Raw genomic sequence first — 23,886 nt, 5'->3', positions numbered from 1 at the left:
GCCTGTCGGACTTGACCGGTCGTAGCGAGGGAAAGACCGATTTGAGGCAGTTTTTGGGCTCTTTTGAGGCGAATAGTGGTTCTATTTAACACTTGGAACGCAGTGTAAAGAACCGTTTTAGCGGGGTCGCAGACCGAGGAGCCTGCGACGAGTAAAAAAGTACATAAATTGACCAAATTCGGCTTTTCCGCAGTAGATCAGTGCTAAGTCAGACAGGCTGCTAGTGTGCTATCGACAAAGCTCATTCAGGGCGAACCTATGAAGGCGGCTATAAAGCCGTGGTTGCAGCAGAGGTTCCCTGGGTAAAAATGCTATGGGATGAACAGATTAGCTATCGGCTATACTCCAGTAAGTTAATTTTTACGAATGAGTAGGCTTGTAGCTCTAACAGCAAGGCAGATATTCTGAAGATACTTAACTCAAATAGTTTGGGCCTTTAAATAATGAGTGGAAACCGTACTCGACCAATGTTAGGAACATCTTCTTTACAGTTCAGGCTGACGGCAATTGCCCTGTTAGTTGTGTTAGCTCCCTTAGTTATTTTTTTAATCATTAGTATCAAAAGCGCCACCTCGACCTTGACAGAAATGGTAACAAAAGAGCTTGTTAGCAAATCAGAGATCGTAGTACGTAATATCAATAATTTCATCACTGAACGCGTCATAGATACCCGCGTTATATCCGGGGCTGAGGTCCTGCAAGCTGAGCAAACGTCCAGGGTTATTCGACATCTAAGCGATATCGTCACGCACTCATTATGGATAAATGATATTGATGTCATTGATGCTACGGGAAAAATTATTGCTAGCTCTGGAGTACAGAACGAACAAGGGAAGGTCTTGTGGGAGCTTTTTCCGGGAACGGAAGAGTTATTCTATATTACAAAGAATGCGTCACGGGGAGATGTTGTAGTATCGGAAGCTCAGCTACTCGACTCAGGTCCCGGTTTACTTTTCCTTGCTCCCATTATTGATGCAACAAACAACGAACTGACGCGAGTCTTAGCCATAGAAGTCAATTTGAAGAGTATCCAACGCATAGTGGCTATCTTTGATGAGGGTGTTATTGGCGATAAGTTTGTTTATATAGTCGACAACGACGGCAATGTTCTCATAACTGAGGATCCATCGGTTCAAGCCTTCGATGAATTTCCCGACCTTGCAATTGAACCCCAATTGTTAAGCCGCTTTTCCGAGCAAGGTCTGGTTGGCAGCCTTAGTTACACTGATCATACCGGCGATAGGGTCATAGCCGCCTATGCAGACATGGGCGAGTTCGGTATTACCGACTCTCTGGACTGGAGCATAATGGCTGTTGCACCGCTGGATGAGATTCTCGCACCGGTACGCTCCACCGAAAGAATCCTTATGGTGACCGGCGCATTTATGTTGTGTGTCACAACCGTGCTCGCACTATGGCAGGCACGCAAGATTGCGATCCCGCTGCGACAGGCCGCCACACAAGCGAAGAGAATTAGTGAAGGTGACTACTCGCAGATGCTTGAAATAACCGACTTGGGTGAGATCGGTCTTTTCGCCCGGGCTTTCAATCATATGGCGCAGACACGCAAAAATGTTGAAGAGGCTTTGCTTGCAAGCAAATTATTATTGCACAATGTGGTAGACGGCTTTGGTCCAAGTAGCTTTGTTGGCCTATTAACTCCACAGGGGCATATACTCCTAGCTAACGAGCCTGCGTTGAGCGCCGCCGGGCTTCACTTAGAAGACGTACTCAACATGCCAGTGGCTGACTCCTATTGGTTTTCCTATTCACCCAGTGCACAGCAGAAAATTCGCGATGCCGTGAAACTTGCCGCCGAGGGCGAAGCCAGTCGCTTTGATATCCTTATCCGTGGGCCGGGCGAGAACACTTTTTTTTGGATAGATATTACATTCCAACCAGTGTTTGACAGTACCGGTAAGATTACTTACATAGTGCCCTCTGCCTTGGTTATTCAGGAGCGTAAACTCGCTGAAGAAAAGTTAAGGCTGAGTGAAAAAAATCTCGCGATCACACTAAACTCGATTGGCGATGGAGTCATTGCTACCGACCCCCAGGGGCAGATCACCCGTATGAACCCCACTGCCGAGCGACTGACAGGCTGGTTGTTGAATGAAGCAGTGAACCACCCTTTGAGCGAGGTGTTTAACATCATCAGTGCCGAGACACGATTGCCAGCAATCAACCCCGTGCATCTGGTGATGGAACACGGCAAAGTAGTGGGTTTGGCAAACCATACTACGCTACTGACGCGGGACGGTCGGGAATACCAAATTGCCGATAGCGCAGCACCTATTCGCGACGCCACAGGTGCCATCGTGGGAGTGGTACTGGTATTTAGTGATGTCACAGAAGAATACCAAGCTAAGGCTGAGCTACAAAGCTCTGCGGAGCTTTTTCGTAATACCTTCAGCATGATGCCGGCGGCGCTTTCTTTGCAAAATCCCGAGGGGATCCTGCTTTATTGTAGCGATGAATTCTGTCAAGCCACTGGGTATTCAAGAGAGGAAATAATTGGTCACAACGCATTTGAGTTGAATCTGTGGGTCGATCCTGTGCGGCGGGTCACTATGCAACAGCTTCTGCGCCGTGATGGAGTGGTAGACGGGCTGGAGTTTCAACTGAATCGACGTGATGGTAATAGTACAACCATGCTGATGTCAGCGCGCTCTATAACAATAGGCGGAAAACCGCTAATACTCACCTTCGCCTATGATATAACCATTCGAAAAAAGGCAGAGGTGACCTTGAAGAATGCGGAAATCCTAGCACAGAAAATGCTTACAAAAGTGCAGGAGACAAATGCTGAATTATCGTTTCAAAAATTTGCATTGGATGCGCATGCGATAGTCAGAATCGCAGATATTAACGGCAACATGACCTACGTCAATGATAAGTTTTGTGAGATCAGTGGCTATTCCCAAAAGGAATTAATAGGTCAAAATTACCATCAGGTGAACAGTAACAAACAACCGCCGGAGTTCTTTCAAAAGATATGGGAAACGATAAGCTGTGGCCAAACCTGGCACGGTGAAATGGAAAATACGAAAAAAAACGGAGGTCAGTACTGGGTAGCCAGTACCATAGTACCTTGGCTGGACGATACCGGAGAACCTATTAGCTATATCGCTATCGATACAGATATCACTAAAATAAAAAACACTGAAATATTACTGCGCCGCTCACAGAAAATGGACTCCATTGGTGAGCTCGCAGGAGGATTAGCTCATGATTTCAATAACTTACTTGGTATCATTATAGGTAATCTTGATTTAATTAACCGTCAATTAGAAAGCGGCAGTAAATTTCAAAAGCAAATAAAGAAAGCCCAGGATGCAGCCCTTCGTGGAGCTTCATTGACGCGCCGCCTTCTAAATTTCTCACGTAAATCAACCGACGACAATAATCAGGTTGATATTGGAAAGGCTGTTTGTGATTTTGAAGATTTGATAAAAAAATCACTGACAGCGAGCATTAACATCGAAATAATACTATCTGAAGAACTATGGGTGGTCGAGATATCCCTCGACGATTTTGAAAACGCACTGATTAACCTGTCTCTAAATGCACGTGATGCCATGCCAAAGGGCGGATCTCTGACTATTGAAGTAAAGAATTCAATTCTGGATAGTACCTATACTGAATTCAAAGATGGTATTGAACCTGGTGAATATGTAGAGGTTTCAATTAGCGATAACGGAACGGGAATGAGAAAAGAAATTATTGATAGCATATTTGACCCTTTCTTTACCACTAAAGATAAAGGTCGCGGCACAGGTCTAGGCCTGGCTATGGTTTATAGTTTTGTTCAACGATCCCATGGCTATATCTCTGTTTATTCGGAAACGGGAATGGGTACAACATTCAAACTATATTTTCCCCGACTTACTAGCAGTGTTAATTCAAGTAATATTCCCACAAAAAATAGTCACCCACTGACAAAAGGCACAGAGACTATACTGGTCGTTGACGATGAAGCGGAACTTGCGGCTATAGCAAAGAGTATTTTGGAAACGTTAGGCTACAAAGTTATACTGTCTTATAGTGGACAGGCCGCCTTAAAAGAGCTCGAAAATGATTCCACCATAGATTTGGTATTTTCGGACGTCGTTATGCATGGAAAAATAAATGGCCTAGACTTAGCTGATATTATTTTCCAACAATACCCGAGAGTAAAAATATTATTAACATCAGGATTTACAGGGAAAGTAAATCGCTCCCCGAGGACAGAAACATTAATAAATAGAATGCTTAGAAAACCTTACAGAAGTATCGATCTTGCCGAGCGGATAAGAGAGACATTGGATGAGAGGGATCTATGATTTTTAATAAAAAACTTCTGGTGGTAGATGATGAAGTCGACTTCGCAGATTTTGTTGTAGAAGTAGCTGAAAGTATGGAATTTGATGTCAGTTCAGTATCAGATCCGTCTAAATTTTCTAATTTCTATACAAACGACATTGACATTATTGTATTGGATTTATTTATGCCTGTCATTGATGGCATTGAATTACTTCGTTTTCTGGCGGATAACAAAAGTGAAGCTGCTATTATCTTCATGAGCGGCAAAGACAGGGGAGTCCTTCACTCCGCACAGCAACTTGCCTCCAAACGAGGCATGAGGGTATTAGGGACACTGCAAAAGCCATTCCTTGTGCAAGAACTGGAAGACTTGCTTGAAAAATATACTCCTGATTCAGTCCCTAAATTAGTCGACCCTGCAGAGATGCCTGCCTTCGGCGAGCTAAAATCGGCAATAGTTAATGGACAATTGTCGCTCGTCTACCAGCCACAGATAAATATTAATGATCGCACAGTGGTTGGTGTTGAGGCCCTATTACGCTGGAAACACCCTGATAAAGGGATGATTCCGCCGAGCTACTTTATTGCCATAGCTGAAGAACATGATCTGATTTCTGACATCACGGAGTATGTGACCAAAGCTGCCATTTCCCAATTAGCAGAATGGCAGGCCCAAGGTATTAGCCTGCGCATGTCTATTAATATATCACCTCAAACACTCTACGAGCTGGATATGCCAGAGGAATTAGCCACCAATGCAGAAGAATTGGGAGTTTCCCCGTCCGACATTGTGATCGAGGTTACGGAAACGGCTGTAATGTCAGATATTGTACGTTACATGGATATCCTTACTCGCCTGCGAATGAAGGGTTTCAACCTCTCTATCGATGATTTCGGAACAGGGTATTCCTCGCTGCAAAAATTAGTACAAGTACCTTTTACGGAGCTCAAAATAGATCTTGAATTTATTAAAAACCTAGCTATCGACAATGAATGCAGAACGATCACGGAAATATCCATTTTACTGGCAGATAAGCTCGATATGCGCGTTGTCGCTGAAGGTATTGAGAACGAAGCCGTGTGGAATATTTTAAAAGAGCTGGGTTGTGATGAAGGACAGGGCTATTGGATGGGAAAGCCAATGCCTGCGAAAGAAGTAGCAGCATGGATTGAAGACTGGTCTTTGAAAGGCCAGCATTAATCTGGACGGTATCAGTAGTTTTTATGATGAACTTAATAAGTTTTGGCCAGGATACAAGATTTGCCCTTCCAGCGTGTCAGGCATTTTTAATGCCAGCAACTTCATGCCCCGGTGCTGTCGCTCCAATAGCTTACCTCAAATAATCCCCCAGCGTCATGATACCTTGCTTAGTGCAGGCTAACTGATATGCAGTGCATCACTGGCGACGGTGAGGTACTTGCAGGTTGCGGCCTATGAAAGTAAGACAGAAACTTCTCCATGAGCTTACTCGGGAAAGCCTGTGTAGCCACGCAAGTTAACACCGTTTTCAAGCCCTGCCAGTCCCACCTGCAGCTTGGGCAGCCCTCCTTGCGCCTTGCGTCTTATATCTTGCCCCGACCATAGACGACCGGTCTAATTGTGAGTAGACTAGCCCCACTGAACACAGGATCACGCCCATGACTGACCAAAACACCGTCCGACAGCATATTCTTGATGCCGCCAGACCCGTGATCCTGCAAAAGGGCTTTACCGCCGCTGGCTTGAGTGAAATTTTGCGCTGTGCGGCTGTTCCCAAGGGTTCGTTTTATCACTACTTCAAATCCAAGGAGCTGTTTGGCGAGGCCATGCTGGAGGCTTACTTCAGCGATTACCTGACCCGCCTCGACGGCTTGCTGACCAACAATGCCGAACCTGCCGCCCAGCGACTGATGGGCTACTGGTCGCTGTGGATGGAAACGCAACTGGCCGAGGATCCGGTGGGCAAGTGCCTGGCGGTGAAGCTCAGCGGTGAGGTGTCGGATTTGTCCGAAGCCATGCGCTGTGCCTTGCACAAGGGCACCAGCCGTATTGTCGAGCGCCTCTCTCGCTGCATTGAAGAAGGCCGCAGCGATGGCTCAGTCAGCAGCAGCGTGTCATCAAATCAGCTGGCAGAAGCGCTGTACCAGATGTGGCTGGGAGCAACTCTGCTAACCAAGGTCCGCCGCGATGACAGCGCCCTGAAAACCGCCATGCGCTCAACCCGCGCAGCCCTGGGGCTGGCAGACGGTACAGATTAAGCCGAACGCCTTGAAGTGACGGCACTAAACCCATAAAGGCTAAGCTAAACCAACCGAACTGAACACACGACCGCCATCCTGATCTGTACCGATGGCGGTTATTTTTACCCTTTTAATAGACGACCGGTCTAATTGGAGAGCACATGAACAGTTTTAGTTTCTACAACCCGACCCGCATCATCTTCGGACAAGACACACTGACTCAGCTGAACGAGCAGATTCCGCCCTCCGCCAGGGTTCTGATTCTGCTCGGCGGCAATAGCGCCCGCAGCAACGGCACTCTGGACGAAGTCACTGCCGCGCTGGGCGAGCGGGCAGTTTTTGAATTCAATGGCATTGAGCCCAATCCCAGCTACGAGACTCTGATGGAAGCCGTTGCCCTGGTACGGCGTGAAAAGCTGGACTTCCTGCTGGCTGTCGGTGGCGGCTCAGTGATCGATGGTACCAAGTTTGTCGCCGCCGCCGTGCCCTTTGACGGCGAGCCCTGGGGCATTCTGGAAAGTGGTGGCCAGCGCATCGAACAGGCGCTGCCTTTTGGCACAGTGCTGACCCTGCCCGCCACCGGCTCGGAAATGAACAACGGCGGTGTGGTCACCCGCAAGGCCACTCAGGACAAGCTCCCGTTCCGCAGTCAGCATGTATTCCCGCAGTTCTCGATGATGGACCCCACCAAGACCTTTACCCTGCCGCCGCGCCAGATCGCCAACGGCGTGGTCGATGCCTTCGTGCACATTACCGAGCAGTACCTCACCTACCCGGCCGGCGGCATGGCACAGGATCGCTTTGCCGAAGGCCTGCTGCAAACCCTGGTAGAAATTGGCCCCAGAGCGCTGGAACAACCGCAGGACTATGAGACCCGCGCCAACCTCATGTGGGTGGCAACACTCGCCCTCAACGGCCTGATCGGCGCCGGTGTGCCGCAGGACTGGGCCACCCACATGATCGGCCACGAGCTGACCGCTCTCTACGATATCGACCATGCCCGTACCCTCGCCATAGTGCTGCCGTCCCTGCTGCAGGTGCAGCGCGAAGACAAGCGCGGCAAGCTGCTGCAATACGCCGAACGGGTGTGGCATATCACCGAAGGTGACGACGATGCCCGCATTGACCAGGCCATTGGGCGCACCCGTGCATTCTTCGAAAGCGTCGGTATCGCCACGCGTCTGGGCGATTACGATCTGGGCCCCGAAGCGGTGGATGCCGTGGTCGCTCAACTCGACAAGCACGGCCTTAAGGCTCTGGGTGAACACCAGAACATCAACCTGGATGTCAGCCGCACCATTTTGACCGCTGCGCTCTGATCTGACCTCCAACGGAAATTTAAGGACACTATCAATGACCACGAATACACAGAGCAACCGTCGCATAGTGCTGGCATCACGCCCCCAGGGCGCGCCTACGGCAGCCAACTTCCGCCTGGAAGAAGCCGCCATCCCGGTACCCACCGCCGGCCAGATACTGCTACGCACCGAATACCTGTCGCTGGACCCGTACATGCGTGGCCGCATGAGCGATGGCCCCTCCTATGCAGAGCCCGTTGCCCTGGGTGAGGTCATGGTTGGCGGTACGGTCAGCCGGGTCGAACAATCGATGCACCCTGACTTCAAGGTGGGCGATCGGGTGCAGGGCTATGTCGGCTGGCAGGACTATGCGTTGTCCGATGGCACCGCCCTGGTCAAGCTTGCGCCTGAGATGCAGCACCCCTCACAGGCACTGGGCGTGCTGGGCATGCCGGGCTTTACCGCCTATATGGGATTACTCGATATAGGTCAGCCCAAGGCCAGTGAAACCCTGGTGGTGGCTGCAGCCAGCGGTGCCGTAGGATCGGTGGTTGGCCAGATCGGCAAGATCCTGGGTTGTCGCGTAGTGGGTATTGCCGGCGGCGCCGACAAATGCAGCTACGTCACCGACGAACTCGGCTTTGATGTCTGCATCGATCGACGTGACCCGGACTTTGCCGCCCAACTGGCCAGCGCCTGCCCCGATGGCATTGATGTCTATTATGAAAACGTCGGCGGCGCCGTGTTCGATGCAGTACTGCCGCTGTTGAACACCGGTGCCCGGGTGCCCGTGTGCGGCCTGATTGCGCACTACAATGATACCGAACTGCCCGCCGGACCTGATCGGCTTGGCCTGCTGACCCGTACACTGCTAGTGAAGCGTATCCGCATGCAGGGCTTTATCATCTTTGATGACTACGCCCATCGCTACCCAGAGTTCTTCACCCAGATGAACCAGTGGCTGCAGGACGGTCGTATCCAGTTTCGCGAAGACATTATCGAGGGCCTGGAACAGGCACCCGAGGGCCTTATCGGTCTGTTACAGGGGCACAATTTCGGCAAGCTGATCGTACGGGTCTGAACCCGTCCACACTCTGCAAATCGAGGAAGATGCGTACAATGAATATTCTGATGGTTTTGACCTCCCACGACCGCCTGGGCGACACCGGCGAAAAAACCGGCTTCTGGCTCGAGGAGTTCGCGGCCCCCTATTACGGCCTCAAGGATGCCGGCGCGACCCTGACCCTGGCCTCCCCCGCCGGTGGCCAGCCACCACTGGACCCAAAGAGCGATGTGCCGGATTTCCAGACCGATGCCACCCGCCGCTTTGAGCAGGACCCCGGCGCCCAGGCGCAACTGGCCACGACCCTCAAGCTCGACGCCATCAACCCCGCCGACTACGACGCCGTCTTCTACCCTGGTGGCCATGGCCCTCTGTGGGATCTGGCGGAAGACAAGCACTCCATCGCCCTGATCGAAGCCCTGTATGGCGCGGGCAAACCCGTGGCTGCGGTCTGCCATGCTCCTGCCGTGCTGCGCCACACTAAAACAGCGGACGGCAAGCCCCTGGTAAACGGCAAAAAAGTCACCGGCTTTAGCAACAGCGAAGAAGACGCCGTAGGCCTCACCAAAGTCGTGCCCTTCCTGGTGGAAGATATGCTTGGCGCCAATGGCGGCCTCTACACCAAAGCCGAGGACTGGCACTCCCACGTCGAAACCGACGGCCTGCTGATCACTGGGCAAAACCCGGGCTCATCCGAAGCCACGGCTCAGGCACTGCTGAGCGCGCTGGAGAAATAACCCGCCAGACGTAAAAAAGCCCCGGCTACCTTTATGCAAAGGTAGCCGGGGCTTTTTTGTTATTCAGAAGGTTGCAGCCAGTGCCTTAACGGCACCACGCCCGCAGCTCCCGCTTTTTCTATCCTGATGCTTATCTGATAAACAGCATCTCGGAGTACTTCGGCAGCGGCCAGGCAGCGTCTGATACCGTCATTTCGAGGCTATCGGCATGGCTGCGGACCTTGTCCATCAGCGGGCGAATCTCGTGGGCACAGAACTGCATGTGAGCTTCGATGGATGCGAAGTCGTGTTTTTCCGTAGCATCAGCCAGCGCAGCAACCGTCTGCATCATAGCATCCGCTTCGGCGGCCACTTTCTTCGCTACGCCGTTATCCAGGCTAATACCCATGGCGGCAGCACCGGAGATCGAGCTGCACAGTTCCGACAGGTAAGTCGTTGCTGCCGGATAGATGGAGGTGGTCGCCATATCCATCGTCAGCTTGGCTTCCATCTCGATCGACAGGATATATTGCTCGGAATACACCTCATAGCGGCTTTGCAGCTCAACCGGTGTCAGCACGCCGGTGCTTTTGAACAGGTCCTGCACGGACTGTTCAAGCAAGGCTGGCAGGGCTTCAGCGGATGTCCGGTTATTGGCCAGGCCACGCTCTTCAACCGCCTGCGTGTGCCACTCCGAAGAATAGCCGTCACCACCGAAGAGCACATTGCCATGCGCATCCATCAGTTCCTTCAGCACAGCAATAACGGCTGAACCCTGATCCAGGCCTGAATTCAGTGCCGCTTCAAGCTTGCCGGCAATCCAGTTGAGGGAATCGGCCATCATGGCATTCATCGCCACCAGTGGTCCGGAGACCGACTGCGACGAGCCAACGGCGCGGAACTCGAAACGGTTGCCAGTAAAGGCGAACGGCGAGGTGCGGTTGCGATCGCCAGGATCACGGGTGAAGGTAAGAATTTCCGCCAGACCCAGGTCCATCACGCCGCCACATTTGCTCGGCACCAGGTTGCCCTGCTGGATATCCGTGAACACCTTCTCCAGCTGATCGCCCAGATAGACCGACAGAATGGCCGGAGGCGCTTCATTGGCACCCAGACGGTGATCATTGGACGCCGAAGCAATAACAGCGCGCAGCAACGGGCCATGCAGATGCACACCACGGATCACGGCACCACAGAACAACAGGAAGTTCAGGTTCTTCTCCGGCGTGCTGCCCGGATCCAGCAGGTTGCCCTGGGTCGAGTTGCCCACAGACCAGTTCACGTGCTTGCCAGAGCCGTTAACACCGGCGAAGGGCTTTTCATGCAACAGGGCGTGCAGGCCATGCTTCTTGGCGGTATTTTTCAGCACTGTCATCAGCAGCTGCTGATGGTCCGCCGCGATATTGGCCGACTCAAAGTAAGGGGCGATTTCAAACTGCCCAGGTGCCACTTCGTTGTGATGCGTTTTGGCAGGGATGCCCAGGCGATACAGGCGGTCTTCGAAATCCTGCATGAAGACCTGCACACGCTCAGGGATAGCACCAAAATAATGGTCATCAAACTGCTGACCCTTGGCTGGCGGCGCACCAAAGAGTGTGCGGCCTGCCAGGCGCAGGTCAGGGCGTGCAGCGGCAAAATTCTCATCGATCAGGAAATATTCCTGCTCGGCACCGCAGCTTGCACTCAGGGTGGCGATATTGGTTTCACCCATAAGGGACAGCACTTTGTGCGCCGCCTTGTTCATGGCTGAGTTGGAGCGCAGCAACGGAATCTTCTTGTCCAGCGCTTCACCCGTCCAGGACATGAAGACACTGGGGATCATCAGCGTCGGGCCGTTTGCCGTGTGCATGATGTAGCAGGGGCTGGTCGGATCCCAGGCGGTGTAACCGCGGGCAGCGTTGGTCATGCGCAGGCTGCCGTTGGGGAACGAAGAACCATCCGGCTCGCCCTTGATCAGCAGGCTGCCGGTGAATTCTGTAATGGCAACGCCATCAGCGTTGGGTACGATAAAGCCATCGTGCTTTTCAGCCGTGGCGTTGGTCATCGGGTAAAAAATGTGGGAGAAAAACTTGGCGCCCTTGCCCAGTGCCCAGTCTTTCATCGCCGCGGCAACAACGTCGGCGGTGGCAGGATCCAGCGGCGCACCGGTCTGGACGGTGTTTTTTATCGCCTTGAAGGCATTTTTGGACAGCGACTCTTCCATTTTCGAAAGACTGAAAACATCGCTAGCCCAGATCTTGCTCAACGGTTCCGGCATCTCAACACTGACGGGCTTGCCGTTAGTGATAGCGCTGATTGCTGCGAGTCTGGATGCATTGCCGCTCATTTTTATACCCTACCCTTATAAGCCGTGAAATAGTGTGACAGACGGCCCTCTCAAGGGATCTGCCTGTGTTGTTGTCCTGGGGCCTCTTTTTGGTGCACAGGTTCTGCTTCAAACCCGGTGTCGTCAGACGAAGAAACCCAATTGCTTTTTAATAAGCAAAATCCGATCCAGAATTCTTCAAAATCATAGACAACCTATATAAACATATGAAAATAAAGAAGTTATTTTTTATCACTAAAGACTAAAACATAATAAGCCCGAGCTATCGCCTCATATAAGCGCACAAATTCGACAGTAGAGCACCAAAATAGACCACAAATAGAAATTAATAGCACCATATTGGTGCGTTTTTGCCTATCCGAATGAATGCTACGCCAGGCCGTGCACACTATTATCTGGCCAAGCAGAGGAGCACACAGCATCGCGCTGCCACCGGCGGCAGTTCATATCAACGCCGAGCCTGCACCATAGTGTGGTATTCCAGCATGGGCACAGCCCCCACCAGGCCCGACGCATCCAGCCCCGGCAGGATACCGCTGTCCCGCCCCTGATTCAGGACCAAACAGGGGGGGATAGACGCAGACTTGTCACAGTGAAAGCGCGGCTTATCTCAGGATCCACGATTAGTGCTGCACCAAAACGGTGCTCCAGACGAGAGCCCTCGAGTTTGCCGGCATCGACAGCCTGCAAACCGACGCCCTGCCCCCGAAACCAGCCGCAGTCCAGACCGGTGCCACCGTCGTCACACTGTTGGCGAACACTGCCGCCGCGCGCTTTAACCTCAGGCCCATCGATACAAGTCCCTGTAGAGTGAAGGAGGAACAGCTATACAACCTGTTTTTCTTGCGGTTAACAGCCCAAAAGACCAGACATTCTATCCCGGCCTTCTTTCCCGGCCTTGGCTGCGGCTTGCCGTTATCGCCACAGCCCTGGAGCGTCAGCCGTGTATCCCCCGGGAAGCCCCTTAGCGACCATGGCGACGGCATTATGGGCGTGCAAGCTTTCCTGGTGCTCCACCCGGATCTGGAAGTCTTCCAGCCAGGGCGTCGCGTTCAAAGCCGCTTTAAGGCGCCGGGCGGCATCTTCGCAGAACATGAGGTTCTGACCATTCAGCCGGGCAAACGCCTGTTCATCTTCGCGTTTGACTGCCGTCTGTACCGGTGTCTGCAGCGCCTCTTCCAGGGTGCCGATCAACTTTTCGATCGGAAAGGTCCCCGATTCCGCCAGCCGGACCCGAACATCGGCGTAGGATCGCTGGCTGTGCGGGGTGGCCCAGCTTCCACCCTCCTCTTGCAGCCAGGCGGCAACCGCGTCGATGGGCGGGTTGGATCTAGTGGAGAATTCATCACGAAACGCGTCGGCAATCAGTTGGCGACTCAGGGACGCAGAGCACGGGCAGGTACTTGAATAGGGCACGCTCACACCAAGCTCAATACTGGTATGCCCCTGGGCCCGCCGGGCACTCAGCACCACCGGATAGGCTTTCCACCCCCGGTAGTTGCTGCTCAGTGCAGGACGGCGACTCAGATACTGGAAACTCAACGACAGCGATGCGGTATCGCTGATATCGCGATGGCTCTGAAGCGCCTGCTGCAGAAACTGGCAGAGAATAGCGGGCCTGAGTGCCTCGCGTTCGGCGAAGGCTTCGAGCAGCAAATACAGACGCGACATGTGGATGCCCTTCGCGAGCGGGTCGCAAAGGTTGACATAAAGGCTTGCCGTTGCCTGAACGGCAACATGGCCCCGAGCGGACTCCGCAAGCGTGACGGGAAGGGCGAGCCCGGACATGCCGACGCCATCCAGCGTGCCGCCAACGACGGCACGGGTCGACGTTGTCACATCGGGTAAAGGAGCGAAAGGGCCGAGAGAGGCGGTATTCATATGCAGCAGAAATCCTTGGTCGATGCCTTTGGTGTTTTGCCGCACTGCCTGCTGGGCGCGAGGCAGAGCGGCCATTGTGCTCGATATAGTTACAATATAACATTACACAAACAACATGGATGCAGCAAAGGAAAGCAGGACCCTGATGAATGCAATCAGCAATCCGCCAAGGCACCGGCACAAGAGTGCGGTGCTGCCAGAGCTCAGCGTCGCGGCGGGGGACGACCCTCGAGTGCTGTCCCGTTTCTATGCAGCGAGCTGCAACCTGGCGATCTGGCAACGGTCGTTATCATCAAGCCTGCGACGTTATCTCGAGCAACAGGCCCAGCAGCCTCCCGGGTTGAGCCTGCGCTGCGTGCTGCGCCCGGATGAAGTCGCTCCCGAACTGGAACGTAAGTTACCGCCGAGGGCGGGCCGGGATTGCCTGATCGCCGATATCAAGCTGCTGGTCGACATGTTTGCCTGCCTGTTTGAGCAGAAGCAGGTGGGAATGCGGCTGGAGTGGCTGCATCGAGCCATGTGCCCGAAGTTTCATGTGGATCGCCTGCCCTGCCGCCTGGTGACAACCTACCTCGGTTCCGGCACACACTGGATCAGCCATGAGCAACGCCAAAGCTCGCCCGGCAACGAAAGGGATTTTCGCCAGCTGCAAGCCGGCGAGGTTGCCTTGCTCAAGGGCGAAGGATGGTTCGGTAACGAAGGCCGTGGCATCGTCCACCGGTCACCCGAGGTTACGGATGACGCAGGACGCCTGTTCCTGTCGCTCGACCTGATGGACTGAGGCCTGCTCAGCCGAGCGCAGGATTCAGAATAAGGAGGGGCCAAAAGGGGAATAATGTCGTCAGGTCTTGCCTGTTGCCTTGCTGATATATAGCGGCAGGAAAGGCAAGACCATTCGCTTCTCGAGTGTCGCCGCAGCGCTCAGGCCAGGCGGCTAATCTCGTTCAACACTTTACTATAGGCATCGGCCTGGCCGGGATCGGCAATCATCGCGCGCAGGCAGGCCGCGGTCGCAGCCAGTTGCAGCGAGCGCATGGCATCCTGATGACTGGTAGCGCTGATACCATCCAGTGTGGCCTGCATCGCCTCGGCGGCGCTGCGTACCGCGAAGGAAAAGTCGCCGGCACTGTCGAGCACGCTACGAAGGCTTAACTTTACCGCGTCCACAATCTGCTGGTTGACGCCGCCCACACTCGTGGCGTTAAGCTGTGCCGTGCCTTGCAGGAACTGATTCTGCAAGGCTTCGGCACCGGCCTGCGTGTCCACCGAGTAGATCTGTATTACGCCCTGATTCACTGCAGCCTGCATCAGGGCGTTTTGCTGCTGTTGAGAAGAAACAGCGTTTTCGAACAGGGTGCCGGTCGCATGGGCCACGGCCTGGTAAATCGCACCCGTCGCCATTGCCGGAGCTTCGGAAATAACCTTGATGTTGGCCTGGGTGACGGCTTCGGTGATCTGCTCGTTGACCGGGGTCTGAGAAGACATGGTGCGCTCCTTGCTGGGAGGGTGAGTGAGATAATGGGGGACCCCGTTGACCGGTGCGAATCGGTTTGATATCGCAACCAACCAAGAGAAAATTCGGGAGCCAATCAGTCACCGTGTAAATGGAACAGGTAAAATTGAGAACATGTTCAAAACGTGTTGGAGAGCTTTGGGTGCTTGACCACCGTTGGCTAATCGACCTCGGACCCTCGATTGCTGGGCAAGATCAAACATCTGTACTCATATAGAAGAACTATTTTTTTTAAGAGCTGATAGGCTAAACCCTTTTAGAAAACCTTCATCCATAACCGCCCTTTCAAGGCATTTAGCATGGTTAATAACTTCTGGATTATCTATTGTACAATTATTAAACTTAACTCCTTCCAAATCAGTACCCATAAATAAACATTCAATAAAAGAGCAACTTTCGAACTGACTGTCTTTAAGAGTTGAATTACTAAAGTCAGTTTTCATAAACACAACCCCTTCAAATACAGAACCTTCCATTACCAAGTCATTTAAACTACATGTATGGAACCTTGAGTTGGTTATTCTAGAATATTCAAAACTACAACCACGCATATTACACTTTATAAAATCCACCTCTAGCAGATCTGCTCTCACCATAGTTTTACTAATAACACATTCATAATACATTGTTTTTTCCATACACAGAAATCTTTTCAAACCCCTATCTACTACACTGTACATTATAATATTTGGAAGATTAGATTCAGATGTAAACACCCTTTCATATTCCGAGTTAGAAAAAGATTCAAGTTTAACATATGCAGAGCTACATTTCCCGGGGAGTTCGTCAGCCAAAATGTTTTTACTACCGCTCCCCTGCAATATAAATTGCTTCATCAAGTCTGTGATATTTATTTCAGAAAAACTATTTAAATCCATATATCCAAGAACTATAGACTCTGCAACAAGAAATTCTTGTATAGAAAAATGTGAGAAACGAAAATCTCCATCTGAATTTTTATTCAATAGCGACCTTCCACCAATATCGACCTTATCAAGGTTAATAGATACAGCGCCAATATCCGTCAATTTATTTAATTTATCTATATTTATTTTTCTGGATTTTTTAGAACTCATGTACTTTGCTATCAAAATACAACTTTCTCTTAACACCTCAGAGTTAAGGTGTTTGTTTTTTCTGGACTCCCTTTCCAACCAAGCCGTAATCATTCCGCTATAGATAGAAAACATATCAGTATAATCATCAGACCCATTAAGAATATCATCTATATGCGACAAAATAAGAGGACGTGCTTTAAGGTCTTTCATTTTAAAAATTACCGCCTTGGATCTAATTATTTTCTCTTTATCAAAACCAAACTTTTTCTTCAAATAAAGACTAATATCCTTTTCTCTAAATAGTGAAAGAAATAGAGCTTCAACTCTATATTCTTGTATTTTTACAATTCCTGAATTCATTAGAAGATGCTTTTGTTCCACAGGGAAGAACTGAGTCCTACACGTAATAATAACCTTCCTAAAACCCAATGTACTTTCAATTAAACAGGATAGCCGCGACTTAATATTACCCCATGACTCTACATCTTCATCCAAAGCATCAAGAAGAAGAACTGTATTCAACTTGTCTTTTATTTTTGAAATATCATCAAGTACATCTGAGTTAATTTTAAATAATTCAAATTTATATTTTTTATTACAGAAAAACCTCATGCTTTTTAACTTCAGCATTAATAAAAATGAGCTTTTACCCATCCCAGCATCACCAAGTACAATCAAATGATTTCTACCATCTTTATGAGTATTTTCTTCATCAAAAAATGGCTTTAGGGCTTCTAATGCTGGCTTAGAAGTATCTACAAAAGAGTGGATTTCATCTGCGGGATTCTTCTCTTGTAAACGAGGCCACACATATAGCTTACAAAGACTATTAGGGTTATCAAAACTATCAGCTAAACTAGATAAAAACTGATCCCTATTTTTCTTATAAGAATAGACCCATAAAATTTTTTCTTCGATATACTTAATAAATTCAGTAATCAAATACATTTCTCCTAGAGAGTGCTTTAGCTCACCTTCGCCATGTATATGGTAACGGGGTCAAGGTGCCACGGGTATTCTGTGGCATCGACGGTGCCAGGGGCGGAACAGGCATCCATGCGATGCGGCTCCAGGCCTGAATCCATATGGGTGACTGGTGCGAATCAGTTCGGCTGATTACGCAACCGACTGAACGAAGACCAGGGTACGAATGAGTCACCATGAGTGCGAAAACGGGCAAGTACGACAGCGCTTAAAACGTGCGCTGCTGGGTAATTTTGGTGCTTGACCACCATCGGCTAATGGGTGACTCCTTTGCCCCCTTAATGCAGCTTCAAAGAAGCTTTCTCCCCAGAGGGCACTACGTCAAGTAGAAATCTCATTTACCATCGGCCCCCCAGCTCCTATGGCTGAGAATCTATAAAACTTTGCTTCGGCCCCCATGTGCTTAAATTTCTGGCGCGCCAACTGTAGTAGCTTTTCGTCGCATGTGGAGATGACGAACTGCCGTGCACCTTCGGTAGAACTTTGAAGACCTAATATCAAGTCCAATAGCGCATACGTGTTCAGATCATCGAAGTGCGTCACAGGGTCGTCCATCATGATAGAAGAGAACCCAGACCAAGTCTGAGAGCTGCAAGCAGTCAGGAATAGCCCCAAAATGAGCGTCTGTATCTGAGATTGGCTGAAGTAATGGGTGGGCTTCAATGCTTCCCCATTCCTATTAACTCGAATACCAATGTTCGAGTCCTTACTCGACACTTCAATTTCTTCGAAACCATAGACCGGACGTAGCCGCTGCTGAATCACTGCTGTCCTTGGTCCGTACTGGGTAATAAAGTGCTTCGTCGCAATCGCTTGTTCACCTCCTAACAGTTTAGTGATTCCTTCGAAGTATGATATCCAGGGTTTAACCTCCTGAGCGCGTTCGTCCGCTTGCTGTACCAGCTTCTCGTTAGCCTGTATTCGTTCGCGCAAATTTTGGAAGGCAGCGGAAGTCGCTGCAGTGTCTACAGCCACCTCAAGTTTTGCTACTCGGTCACGCAAACCTAAAGCTGTCACTTCATGTTCAGTAGACATCTGGACTTGCTGATGCAATTGCTCCTCAGATACATCGTTTCCAAATCCTGCGGCGGTCAACGCCGCACCCAGAGTCTGCATGTTTGTCTGGTAACTGTTCCACGTCTGACTTGCCTGCTGATGTCTGGTGCGTGCTGTGGCAAGGGACGCCTTGGCAGCATCGCTGACGGCCTTTTGGGCGTCCAGCTTAGTGTTCGCAGCCTGAACTGATGAGCTAGCTTGGGCGACCCTGACCTCCACGTCTCGCTGCGCTTCGCTCAATGCTTGGAGCCCTGCAGCGAGATTCACCGTCCCGCGATTTGCTTCGACAACCAATTCATTTATCCGGTGCTTCATATCCTCAAGCGCGGTCGACGAGGCTTGGTGTTCGCGCTCCAATGTCTTGTAACCATCTGTGGCGGAGGCAAGTGCAGTCTCTAGGGCGACCAGCAGTTTCCGGGCATTACTGGCGGCGTTTGCAGCGTTTTGCTCGGCGTCATGCACTTGCATGCTCATCTGCGCAAGCTGTTGAGCCGTATTGCTCGACAACAAAATTCCGAAGGAACTGAGTGCCGTTTCGTAGGTCGTTTGCTGTCGCTCCAACTGTTCGCGCTCGGTCTTGGTTTGCACCAATCGTTGCTCTTCCTGGCTCAGCCTATCGAACACACTTTGTCGTGCCGCTACTTGCGTTTGCAACTTTACACGTTCGTTAGCCAGTGTCTCGCTAAGTCGAACGACAAGGTCACCGTGCTCCATGCGCCGATCAATTGCAGCCAGGAGCTCGTTTTGACTCCCATGGTTGTGACCACATAGCACGCAGGTCGCGCCATCTACGTGTGTACGGAGCTCAGCAATCAGCCCCTTCAGAGTCGTGTCATTGCTCTTGGCAGAATTGAGTTCTCGCTCCAATCGAGCGACCAGATGCTCGTGTGCCAATACTGCCTGCTGCGCCTCGTCCAACTGCGCATGCCTCGTTTCTATTGCGCTCTGTAACTCGGTCTCAAGTGCCCGCGCGGTAATCAATTTGGGTTCTGCATGCTCCCAATGCCCAGCCAGTTCGCTCACCCACTGCACGCGAGATCGCAAGTCTCCAGCAGTCTTCAACGTGGCCTCAAGGCGCTGAACCGTAGCAACTGATTCCTGCTGGGCGCACAATGCTTTAGCCTGAGTTTCCCTCTGTTGTTCCAAGCGCTGCGTGAGCATCGACAGACCATCAGTGAGCACCTGAACCTGTGTATTCAATCGCTCATATTCCGGTTGAACAGATACAGCCCACAAAAACCAACCCTTTCGGTTCTGCACAGCTTTGTCTTGAGCTTTTGCCTCTGCAAGTGCGCTCGTGAGCGCTGCAAGGGACTCCACCGCGTCATCGGCGGTGATTAGGGCATGTTCTAATTGTGTCTTACGCTCCTCAAGCTGAGCGGCTATAGGCTCTAATTGTCCACGCAGTGTCTTCAAACTTCCAGCGTGCTCAAGGGCTTTGGAAATAGCACCACGCACCCCAGCTGCCTCAGCCGCAGACGATTCCAGCATCGCACGGAGAGACCTTGTGTCTCGCGGGTCGATACCGGTCATGTTAAAACCCGCAGTCAAAATCGCTCGTTGTAACTCTGTGAATCGCTCATCGAGTGCGCCTGGAGATGTGTTCTCAGCAGCGAGGCCTTCAAGGCGCCTCAACTCCTCTCGTTCTTTGTTGATGGACATGCGAATGTCCTGCGCTTGTGTTTGCGCGTCCATAAGCATTTTACGCGCGAGCTTCAGCACATCCTCGGTCTTCTTCAAGCCGCTTACATAGTCTTCAAATGCGAGCATACGGGACACTATGTCCGCAGGCAGTTCGCATCTTTCCTCCACGTGCTTCGTAAGTTCTTGGCTGTCTTGGCTGAATAGGTGAGTTGCGCGGAATAGAGCCACCATGTTGTCCACGCGGTCGGCCCCAACTGACGCCCCTCCAGTCAAAAGGCTCAATACATCCTTTCTCGGTGTGACCATCCCGTCCACCAGAGCGTTGTTACGTTCTGCCAGGTTGCGGGTGATGACGTGCTGCTTTCCATCACGCTCAAACGTCAGGGAAACCTCCGTCGGCTCGCCGTCACTGTCTAGATGCTTTGCTGCCTTTGCCAAGTCTCTGCTAACCTTCGAAAGCCGGCCGACGCCACCAGTGACGACAAAGTCGATGGCATCAAAGAACGACGTCTTACCAAAGCCATTGGGACCATAAAGGACGGTAACAGCTGAGCCAAGCGTGAACTCCTTCTTCGTTCGATAGGCCCGGAAGTTCTCAATGGAGATTGACTTGAGCGTAGTTTGCACTTGATCTTCGGCCTGAGCCTCCGAGGATGCCACGGTGCGCGCCTCTGCGATCTTGTTTGGTTCGCCGAATGTGCCTTCAAGGCACGCGGCAAGAATCTTGTTTGCACTACTCTTGGAGGGCACGACGAGAGCGCTTGCCAACTCGGCCGTCAAGTTGCTCTGCTTAAGTAACGTTTGCGCGGACGGCGGTCTTGTCTGAACTCCCGGTGAGATTGGCGACAGCGGAAGAAACGGCAGCCTTGCAAGGCCGGAAGCCAAATTACGTTCAAGCTGAATGACATACTTTCTGCAAAAGTAGACGTCGACTTCGACACGAGAACGGAAGGACTCGTGAACTACGATATCCGACGGAATACAAAAGACAAAGGATACATCCTTTGCGGACCACTCCAACGCTTGTTTCAAGTAGTATTTCTTGAACGCTTCGTACAGCGGCTCATAATCGTTCTCGTCACCGACCGCAAATGCAGTGACAGCATGACTACGCAGCACCAATAACACCGGCAGACAATCGTCGCAAATGACTTCCTCTGTAAAGGTCGCCCCAACCATGAGTTCTGACAGCGTGACGCGGAGCTCTTTCGGAAGTCTAAGAGCCTCAGGAGATTGCAGCATCGATTGCCTCCCTTAGAGCCGATTGGTTGACAGCATCTCGATATGCTTTGAGGACATCTTGGTATCCGACCCGAATGACTGCACTGGTAGGATCAGTGATATTGAGCTCCTTCGTCGGCTCAGCGGCTTGGTCAAATATAGTCCGCATTCGTGGATCCCACGACGTATTGTCTTCATCTCGGCTGACCAAGAGTAATTGACCTCGATGTTCTGGAAGCTGGCCAATCACGTGCATGTCGCATTCCTCATGACGTCGGCCAATCACCGCTACGACCTCAACGCCTAGATCACCCTTCATGATAGTTGCCTGCGCTCCGTTCCCATGAAACATGGCCGGATATTGCGCTGCTTCGAGGATAGAGAACGTGTGGAGAACATGCTTAACAGCTTGAGACTGTGTGTCCCGCCAATGATCTGGAACGCTATTAGTCCCGGGACTTGCAACCAATATCGTTTTGCTAAGCGCAGCCGCTGGAAGCAAGCGAAGGGCATTTACCGATCTTTGATGCGCTACTCCAGCAGCACTGGCCAGTGGTAATTGCGGGTAGTGGGTCTCTAAGGATTTTTCGGAGTCATCCAGTTCGTCGTTAACCCACTTCACTACCGCCGGAACGAGCCCGTTCGGCGTTCGTGGGTCAGTTGTTCCCGGAAAGGGATGTACGGTGGCGTCCGCAAGGGCATGTCGCTTTCCGGCTGCGCCCGGCAGCAAAGCACTAGGATTCAGCTGCCGGAACGAGTGAATGCATGCACCCCGCTCTCGAAACACTGCGTCTTTGAAGTTTTCTAAGGGATTCCCTGGTCGTTGTAACTCGCCCCCGTTGCAGTACGTGGGCATGCATTCTGGCTTCATGAACTTTGAGGTTGCGAAGATGACCGCAGAGCGGCCGTATTGTTCTGCCATCCCCGGAACCACATTCCCGGCCACATTCGCCATTACCAAACAGGTCTCATCCCTAAGTACATTGGGGAAATGCAACGGATTGAAGAACGGCTGAACTTGACTCATGAAGGACGCGTGCGACGGCCCCGGATTACATTGCGCAACGAACAGCCACGTAAGTGGCAGTTGTGCTTCTATTTCACCTGCTTTCTGATCAATATGCAGCAGTAGCCATTCCCAAATGCGGCGCTGGTCTCTAGCGCCAATCCAATCAAAGCAAATAAGGGTCGCAAACCGGTAAGGTATATTTGTTTTGGCATACGTACCCTTGAACAAGAAGATGGACTGCCCCTTGAACATCGACTGATGGCTCACCTGCAACTCGACCCCTGCAGGCTCAATCTTGGGCTGAATCCAAGAGCAGACCTCACCAGACTCGAGCTTCGCCCAAGTCACGCAGCAGTTGACCCATTGGTCCTGACGAATACGTTCCAACGAACTTCCGACTTCGTCGAAGGCTGTATTTGGTCGTTGAATAAGTTCGCCGAACTGGGCGCGAGTGAGGCCCTCGAGTCCGCCTAAAACAACCGTGCTGGTCGGCCATCCTCTGTCATTCATCGCCGCCGTGATCCGGTCGAAGCCATCCAGTCCAGGTAGCACGCACTCGGGAAAGATAGTGAAGTGGGTTTTTTCAGCGCCGTGTGCGCATTCCAGAGCAATGGTCATCGTAGCGTCGATGCTTGCTATCGCGGCGTCTCTATTTTCGGGCTTGATCGAAAACGGTTCGTGAGAGACGAATTCCACATACGGTTGTGCAATGACCATCCCAACTTCTCCGCGCGGTAACCGCACGCCAAGTTGCCCGATGTCGATTTCCATGATTCTAACCAATCGCCTGTCCTTTTTTGTCATTCTTTTAGCTGATCACGATTGTCACACCTAAGCCCGCGAATCATAGCGGATAATCACCAAACTAAGTGACAGGCTCCTGCTGTTGCCGGGTAGCCCGAAATAGTTTCTGAACCCTTTGAGCTTGCGAGCGGTAACGGGGTCAAGTCTTGCCTTTTGCCACACTGAGAATCCGGCAGATCGGCCGAGCGCGCCAGAAACCACGCTACCGCCCTACCGAAAACGGAATGCTGGCTGCGATACGGCGCAGGCTGCGCCAGGAAACAGGGGAATTAAGGAATGGGGGAGGAGTTCACCCAGCCTGGCTTCCGCTGCTCAGCTGACGATTTGCTTTATATCTGATCAAAAATCAAGCACCTGTACTCCGTCGGTGCCTTCAGCATAATGCCGAAAGCGGGAGCCAGGGGCAAGGGCTTGAGAGCAAGGGCGAGAGCAAGAAAAAAGGGGCTAGGCGAAAGGTTAACAAAGCAACAGCCTGATTGGTGATTCGTGATTCGTGATTCGTGATTGGTGATTCGTGATTCGTGATTCGTCATGACGACGTACCGCCGCACGGTGCCATTCGTACCACCGGGATAACAGAGCGGCTTTAATTCCCCTTATGACGCCGGCGAGCACAGGGGGCATTCGACGATTAGGCCCGCAGGGGTGCAACAGGGACTGTTGCGCCTCCGATGAGGTACATGGATGTACCGTCAGCGGAGCCCGTCGAATGGCGTCAGAGCGCAGCGGAAAGGTGTCATCGGGCGCGTCGTCTCTCAAGGAAAAGAGGTTTGGATACTTTCGTTTCGCGT

At 51.6% G+C, this 23,886-nt stretch carries 13 protein-coding genes; 7 read left to right on the top strand and 6 right to left on the bottom strand.

Annotation, left to right across the window (positions count from 1 at the left end):
- Nucleotides 1–443: 443 nt before the first annotated feature.
- The 6 genes from MPRO_RS14885 (at nt 444) to MPRO_RS14860 (ending at nt 9,620) form a co-directional block, all read left to right on the top strand.
- Complete coding sequence (locus tag MPRO_RS14885; RefSeq protein WP_082708820.1) at nt 444–4,322, top strand: PAS domain S-box protein; 3,879 nt, start codon at nt 444–446, stop codon at nt 4,320–4,322.
- Entirely contained in the window at nt 4,319–5,503 is a 1,185-nt protein-coding gene (locus MPRO_RS14880; RefSeq protein WP_067294229.1) for a GGDEF/EAL domain-containing response regulator, read from the top strand. Before MPRO_RS14885 ends, MPRO_RS14880 begins: the two co-directional genes overlap by 4 nt.
- Nucleotides 5,504–5,940: 437 nt before the next feature.
- A complete protein-coding gene (locus tag MPRO_RS14875; protein ID WP_067294226.1) occupies nt 5,941–6,540 on the top strand; it encodes a TetR/AcrR family transcriptional regulator in 600 nt (199 codons plus the stop codon).
- Nucleotides 6,541–6,683: 143 nt separating this feature from the next.
- On the top strand, nt 6,684–7,841 hold the full coding sequence (locus MPRO_RS14870) for an iron-containing alcohol dehydrogenase (RefSeq protein ID WP_067294223.1): 1,158 nt from the start codon (nt 6,684–6,686) through the stop codon (nt 7,839–7,841).
- A 34-nt stretch (nt 7,842–7,875) separates the two neighbouring features.
- Nucleotides 7,876–8,901: an NADPH-dependent curcumin/dihydrocurcumin reductase gene (gene curA / locus MPRO_RS14865; protein WP_067294220.1), complete on the top strand. Its 1,026-nt coding sequence runs from the start codon at nt 7,876–7,878 to the stop codon at nt 8,899–8,901.
- 38 nt (nt 8,902–8,939) lie between these two features.
- Complete coding sequence (locus tag MPRO_RS14860) at nt 8,940–9,620, top strand: type 1 glutamine amidotransferase domain-containing protein (protein ID WP_067294216.1); 681 nt, start codon at nt 8,940–8,942, stop codon at nt 9,618–9,620.
- Between the two features lie 130 nt (nt 9,621–9,750).
- On the opposite strand, the gene MPRO_RS14855 is transcribed toward MPRO_RS14860, so the two are convergent.
- Nucleotides 9,751–11,925, bottom strand: coding sequence for a glutamine synthetase III family protein (locus MPRO_RS14855; protein ID WP_067294213.1), 2,175 nt, complete (start codon nt 11,923–11,925; stop codon nt 9,751–9,753).
- 915 nt (nt 11,926–12,840) lie between these two features.
- Nucleotides 12,841–13,806, bottom strand: coding sequence for a GTP cyclohydrolase FolE2 (gene folE2 / locus MPRO_RS14850; protein ID WP_067294240.1), 966 nt, complete (start codon nt 13,804–13,806; stop codon nt 12,841–12,843).
- 145 nt (nt 13,807–13,951) lie between these two features.
- Between folE2 and MPRO_RS14845 the strand changes: the two genes are divergently transcribed.
- Complete coding sequence (locus MPRO_RS14845) at nt 13,952–14,587, top strand: DUF1826 domain-containing protein (RefSeq protein ID WP_082708818.1); 636 nt, start codon at nt 13,952–13,954, stop codon at nt 14,585–14,587.
- Between the two features lie 140 nt (nt 14,588–14,727).
- Here the strand turns inward: MPRO_RS14845 and MPRO_RS25130 are convergent, their stop codons facing one another.
- The 4 genes from MPRO_RS25130 to MPRO_RS14825 form a co-directional block, all read right to left on the bottom strand.
- The gene (locus tag MPRO_RS25130) at nt 14,728–15,291 is read right to left on the bottom strand and encodes a RebB family R body protein (protein ID WP_082708816.1); all 564 of its coding nucleotides are present in this window, start codon (nt 15,289–15,291) and stop codon (nt 14,728–14,730) included.
- Nucleotides 15,292–15,528: 237 nt separating this feature from the next.
- Nucleotides 15,529–17,319 carry a pentapeptide repeat-containing protein gene (locus tag MPRO_RS14835; RefSeq protein WP_158651833.1) on the bottom strand — a complete coding sequence of 597 codons (1,791 nt, stop codon included), beginning with the start codon at nt 17,317–17,319 and terminating at the stop codon, nt 15,529–15,531.
- A 363-nt stretch (nt 17,320–17,682) separates the two neighbouring features.
- The gene (locus tag MPRO_RS14830; RefSeq protein ID WP_067294207.1) at nt 17,683–21,303 is read right to left on the bottom strand and encodes an AAA family ATPase; all 3,621 of its coding nucleotides are present in this window, start codon (nt 21,301–21,303) and stop codon (nt 17,683–17,685) included.
- Nucleotides 21,287–23,062 carry a hypothetical protein gene (locus MPRO_RS14825; RefSeq protein WP_067294203.1) on the bottom strand — a complete coding sequence of 592 codons (1,776 nt, stop codon included), beginning with the start codon at nt 23,060–23,062 and terminating at the stop codon, nt 21,287–21,289. The genes MPRO_RS14830 and MPRO_RS14825 overlap by 17 nt, the downstream gene beginning before the upstream one ends.
- Nucleotides 23,063–23,886 lie beyond the last annotated feature (824 nt).

This window comes from Marinobacterium profundum, assembly GCF_001528745.1.
GTDB classification, from domain to species: domain Bacteria; phylum Pseudomonadota; class Gammaproteobacteria; order Pseudomonadales; family Balneatricaceae; genus Marinobacterium_A; species Marinobacterium_A profundum.
The sequence above is the reverse complement of the archived record's forward strand: the minus strand, read 5'-3'. Positions and strand labels throughout refer to the sequence as shown.